Genomic DNA, 4,486 nt, shown 5'->3' with positions numbered 1-4,486 from the left:
TTCCCGAACCATAGACACCGGCACCGACCGGTAATAATTGGCAAAGGCGATTAAAAGTTTTTTGATATCGCTGTCTTCCATCTCTTTTTCTCCGTATTCTTCTCTCTGAATGTTTATCGTTTCTTTGTCAGAAGGGGCTCTCACCTATATGACGCCGGGCGGTTTAACAAGGGAGACTCCGGCTGCGATCAGGCTTTTGCATCTCCGTAATATCCGGGGCTGCCATATGCCCGCCATCCTGAACTGGCCCTATCTTCCGCAGCACTTCTTGTATTTCTTGCCGCTGCCGCAGGGACAGGGTTCGTTTCTGCCGATCTTTCTGCCGGAATTTCGGTCCGTGGTGACATTTTTCTTGAAGCTTGCTGACAGATTATGAGACTTGGCAGACTCTAAGAGAGCCCCGTAAAAGGCATCGTCAGACATTTGCGATATGTCAATTTTCTTGCCGTTCTTATAAAAGTCCAAGTCATTGCATATTTCTCTCACAATCTTCATCACTTCAGCATTAGTTTTCGGCAAATCATCCGGCAATGAGGGAGAATTCTCAAACTCGGAGGGCTTCCATCCCCTCAGATATATGTTTGGAAAATTACGGTACATGTTATTCCCCAAATCCCGGAAACGCTCAAACATCTCTTGTGTACTGAGTTTCATTGTCCCCCTAGGGGCAGCGCGTTTAATAAAACCGACCACCCAGCTTTCATTTGTCCATAATGATTCCCTCTGAGAGCTGATGGCATCAAAAACCACAGTCCAGGCCTTAACACTGTCAAGCCCCATCTCAGTTTGCGCAAAAGAAAAAAGAGCCTGCGTTTCCGGGAGATCTGGCCTGACAAGAGCTTCGGTGATTGCTTTCAGAATTTCTTCCTCGGAACGAATGGCAAAAGGAAGATCCTTCCGGATCTTCTGAAAACGCTCGTAAACGCCGTCGAACTCATAAAAGGCCCGTTGCACCAGCTGCGGCTCCTTAACGTCCCTGGTTACCAGAACGACATTCGCTTTCCCGGAATCTCCGGCCGTGTTTTTAAGGACACGGTCAAACTGCTCAGGAGTTACTTCGGGGTGCCAGCCTATAACGGTATTTCGCACAAATGATACCGGCACTGCGCAATAGTAGTGCGTGAAAGCTGTTATGAGTTTCTTAATTTCGCTGTCTTCCATCTTCTTCCTCTGCATTCAGCCATGCTGTTTTTCCAAATGCTGCCTGTCTCCCATACACCGGACGGCCCGGGAAATCCCTGTCTCCCGCAGCGCATCTTGTATTTCCTGCCGCAGGGGCAGGGTTCGTTTCTGCTGATCGTTTCGTTTTACTTGAAGCGCGCTGTCAGATTAGGAATTCTGTTTAGGTCTCCCAGCAACCTGTAAAAGGTTTCATCAGACATTTGCGATGTATCAATTTTCTCCCCCCCGTTATAGATCTCTAATTTGCCGAGAACTTCCCTCATAATTCTTATCATATCGGCTTTGGTTTTCGGAAAATCATCAGGCAGTGCCGGAGGATTCTCAAACTCAGCTGGCTTCCAGCCTCTCAAATACGGATTTGGAAGGTTACGGTACATATTGTTTCCCAGATCCCGGAAGCGCCTGAACTGTTCTGGTGCCTTGAATCGCAGCGTCCCCTTAAAGGCGCTGCTTTTAATAAAATCAATCACCCAGCTTTCATTAAACCACAAAGCTCTCTCCTGAGAACTCATGGTATCCGAAACCATATCCCAGGCCTCCTCGCAGTCAAGTCCCAGCTCTTTGTGGGCAAAATAATAAAGAGCCTGCGTCTCCGAGATGTCATACCTGATACCGTCGTCATTGTCTCCATCAAGAATCTCTTCCTCTGAACGGATGGCAAAGGGAAGATCCTTCCTGTGTTTCAGAAAACGCGCATAACTGCTGTCATCTTCGGCAAAAAAGCTCCATTTTACCAGCTGCGGCTCCTTAACATTTTTGGTTACCACAACGATATCCGCATCGGGAGGTTCGCCGGCCACACTCTCAAGCACCGAGTCAAACTGCTTCGCGGTTATGTCGGGATACCAGTCCAAAATGGTATTTCGCACAAATGATACCGGCACCGAACGGTAGTAGTTTGCAAACGCCGGAATAAGCTCTCCAATATCCTCCAGATCCTCCATTTCTTCCATAGCTTCTATATCTTCCATATCTATTTCTTCATCTTCCATATCTTCCTCTTAACATTTAATCATGATGATGGTTTGCCAAATGTTGCCTGTTCCCGCGCGCCGGACGCCCCGGGAAGTCCCTATCTCCCGCAGCACTTCTTGTATTTCTTTCCGCTGCCGCAGGGACAGGGTTCGTTTCTGCCGACCTTTCGGCCGAAATCAGGCTTTTTCGGGATGCCGGCTGTCTTTTTCTTCAGTCTGATTTCTTCTTCCTTCTTCCTGACAAATTCCTCGCAATACCTTTGAATCATGTCAAGATCGGCCCTGTCCTGAGCAATATCTGGGGGAGAAACAGAAAAAGAACCGTTTTTCCTCAGGATATCGGTAATCTCGGCTTCGTCTTCCGGAGAATCATCATAAAACTGCGGGGGATTGTCAAGCTCCGCCGGCTTCCAGCCCTTAAGATAAGGGTTCGGAAGCGCCCGGTACATCCTGTTTCCCAGATCCCGGAAGCGCCTGACCTGATCCAGTGACCTTAATCCGGATGCGATAAAGTCGTGGTTTTTAAGAACATCGAGCACCCAGGACTTCTGACTCCGGAATAATTCGTCCTTAGTGTGTCTGGTGATAAAAACCGCGTCATTGGCCCATCTACTGATAAGCCCCAGTTCATTTTGCGCAAATAAAAAAAGATCCTGCGCCTCCCGGATGTCCAGTCTGATGCTGTATAAATTGCCGCCTTTCAGAATCTCCTCTTCGGAACGGCTGGCAAAAGGCAGATTCTCCTCCCGGCAGTCCAGAAAATACTGATGTTCATCCCCCATTTCAAACAATACCCGCGATGCCAGAACCGGCTCTGAAAAGCCCTCGGTCACCAAAACGGCCTTCGCCCGGGGAGGAATTCCGATGACGTTTTTAAGAGCTCCTTCAAATTGCTCCGGAGTGATTTCAGGATGCCAGCCCATAATGGTTTCCCGCGCCAGAGAAAGGGGAACCGACCAGTAGTAGTTGGCAAAGAACTGGATCAGGATTTCAATATCGGAGTCTTCCATAAGCTTCCCTTTTCTTATCTTCCCGCTTTTATCATTGCCGGATTTACCCTGAGTGTTCAAATCCTGACTGCTGTCAGTATCCGAACCGTTTGTTACGGGCGCCTTAGCGGTCTTCCGCTCTGCTTCAGTCTTTGCCTGCCGCATATCGAAAGCTGCATTAGCTCCCTTTATCCTGTCTATTCTCACAATCTCTTCAAATGCGGATCGGTACCTGTAATGATCATAGGAGAAACCTCCGGATGTCTTCCGCATCGCCGGAATATCGGCTTCGCTGTCCGGGATATCATCAGGAATCAAGGGCGGATTTTCAAGCTCCGCGGGTTTCCAGCCTCTCAGATACGGATTAGGATAATGGAGATACATCTGGTTCCCCAGATCCCGGAAGCGCCTGACCTGATCCAAAGAGCTGAAAAGCCCGGTCTTAATGTCCGGGTATTCAACGATATAGTTCATCCAGGATTCCTGTGTCATGAATGACTCCTCCTGATGAAACATTACGTTGAAAAGCACATCGCGGGTCCATTCGTCGTTAAGCTCCAGTTCCGTATACACATAATCGTAAAGCGCCTGCGCTTCCGGAATATCGTACCGGACATGCTCCCGATCGCCCTTCAAAATCTCTTCTTCTGAACGAATGGCATATGGAAGATCCTTGCGATGATGCCGATACCCGCCATATCCCCAGTCATAGGATTCAAACATAGAGCCCAGAGCCAGCTCCGGTTCCGGAACGCCCTCGGTTACCAAAACCAATTCCGGCCACTCGCGATTCGTCTCGGCCTCAATAACCCTGTCAAGTTGCTCCGGGGAGACGTCGGGATGCCACTCCGTAATGGTTTTCCGCGCCAGAGATACCGGCACTGACCAATAGTAGTTGGCAAAGGCTCGCAAAAGCCATGAAATATCACTGTCGTTCATTTGCTTTCCTTTGATTGACTCTCATTTTCCTTAGAATCAGGCACTAACCACATAGGGCGGAAGGGACGCCCCTTCCGCCTGGCGGTGCGGCTTAATGCAACTTATTTCCGAAAAAACGGCCTGAGCCTGAAAGATGATTGGCTCCCGAGCTTCGTATGATAACGATTCCTGAAAAAAAATGCCAAATTCATGTTGTTCATCTTGCTCTGAAATAAGCTTTGAAATGATGCATGGTTTTGGCAGCAAGGTTACGGGCCGGCATCCGGGGCTGGTTCATGAAGAGGCGCTGCCGCCGGGGGAACCGGACGCTCCACCGCAAAAATGCCGGTAAAGAGCGGCGCCTGAAATCTCGCGGTAAAAAGCTCGCACTTGCACAGGAGGGAATAAAAGATATGGCGCCCC

The 4,486-nt window shown here is 49.1% G+C and carries 3 protein-coding genes; all 3 read right to left on the bottom strand.

Features of this window, described 5'->3' with window-relative positions:
* Positions 1-249 precede the first annotated feature (249 nt).
* Positions 250-1,161: an SEC-C metal-binding domain-containing protein gene (locus ACJROR_RS15325; protein ID WP_406547850.1), complete on the bottom strand. Its 912-nt coding sequence runs from the start codon at positions 1,159-1,161 to the stop codon at positions 250-252.
* 146 nt (positions 1,162-1,307) lie between these two features.
* Positions 1,308-2,174 carry a hypothetical protein gene (locus tag ACJROR_RS15320; RefSeq protein WP_406547849.1) on the bottom strand — a complete coding sequence of 289 codons (867 nt, stop codon included), beginning with the start codon at positions 2,172-2,174 and terminating at the stop codon, positions 1,308-1,310.
* A gap of 80 nt (positions 2,175-2,254) precedes the next feature.
* Entirely contained in the window at positions 2,255-4,084 is a 1,830-nt protein-coding gene (locus tag ACJROR_RS15315; RefSeq protein WP_406547848.1) for an SEC-C metal-binding domain-containing protein, read from the bottom strand.
* Between the last annotated feature and the right edge of the window lie 402 nt (positions 4,085-4,486).

Origin of the sequence: Succinimonas sp., assembly GCF_045225735.1 — a bacterium.
GTDB lineage: Bacteria > Pseudomonadota > Gammaproteobacteria > Enterobacterales > Succinivibrionaceae > Succinimonas.
The sequence above is the reverse complement of the archived record's forward strand: the minus strand, read 5'-3'. Positions and strand labels throughout refer to the sequence as shown.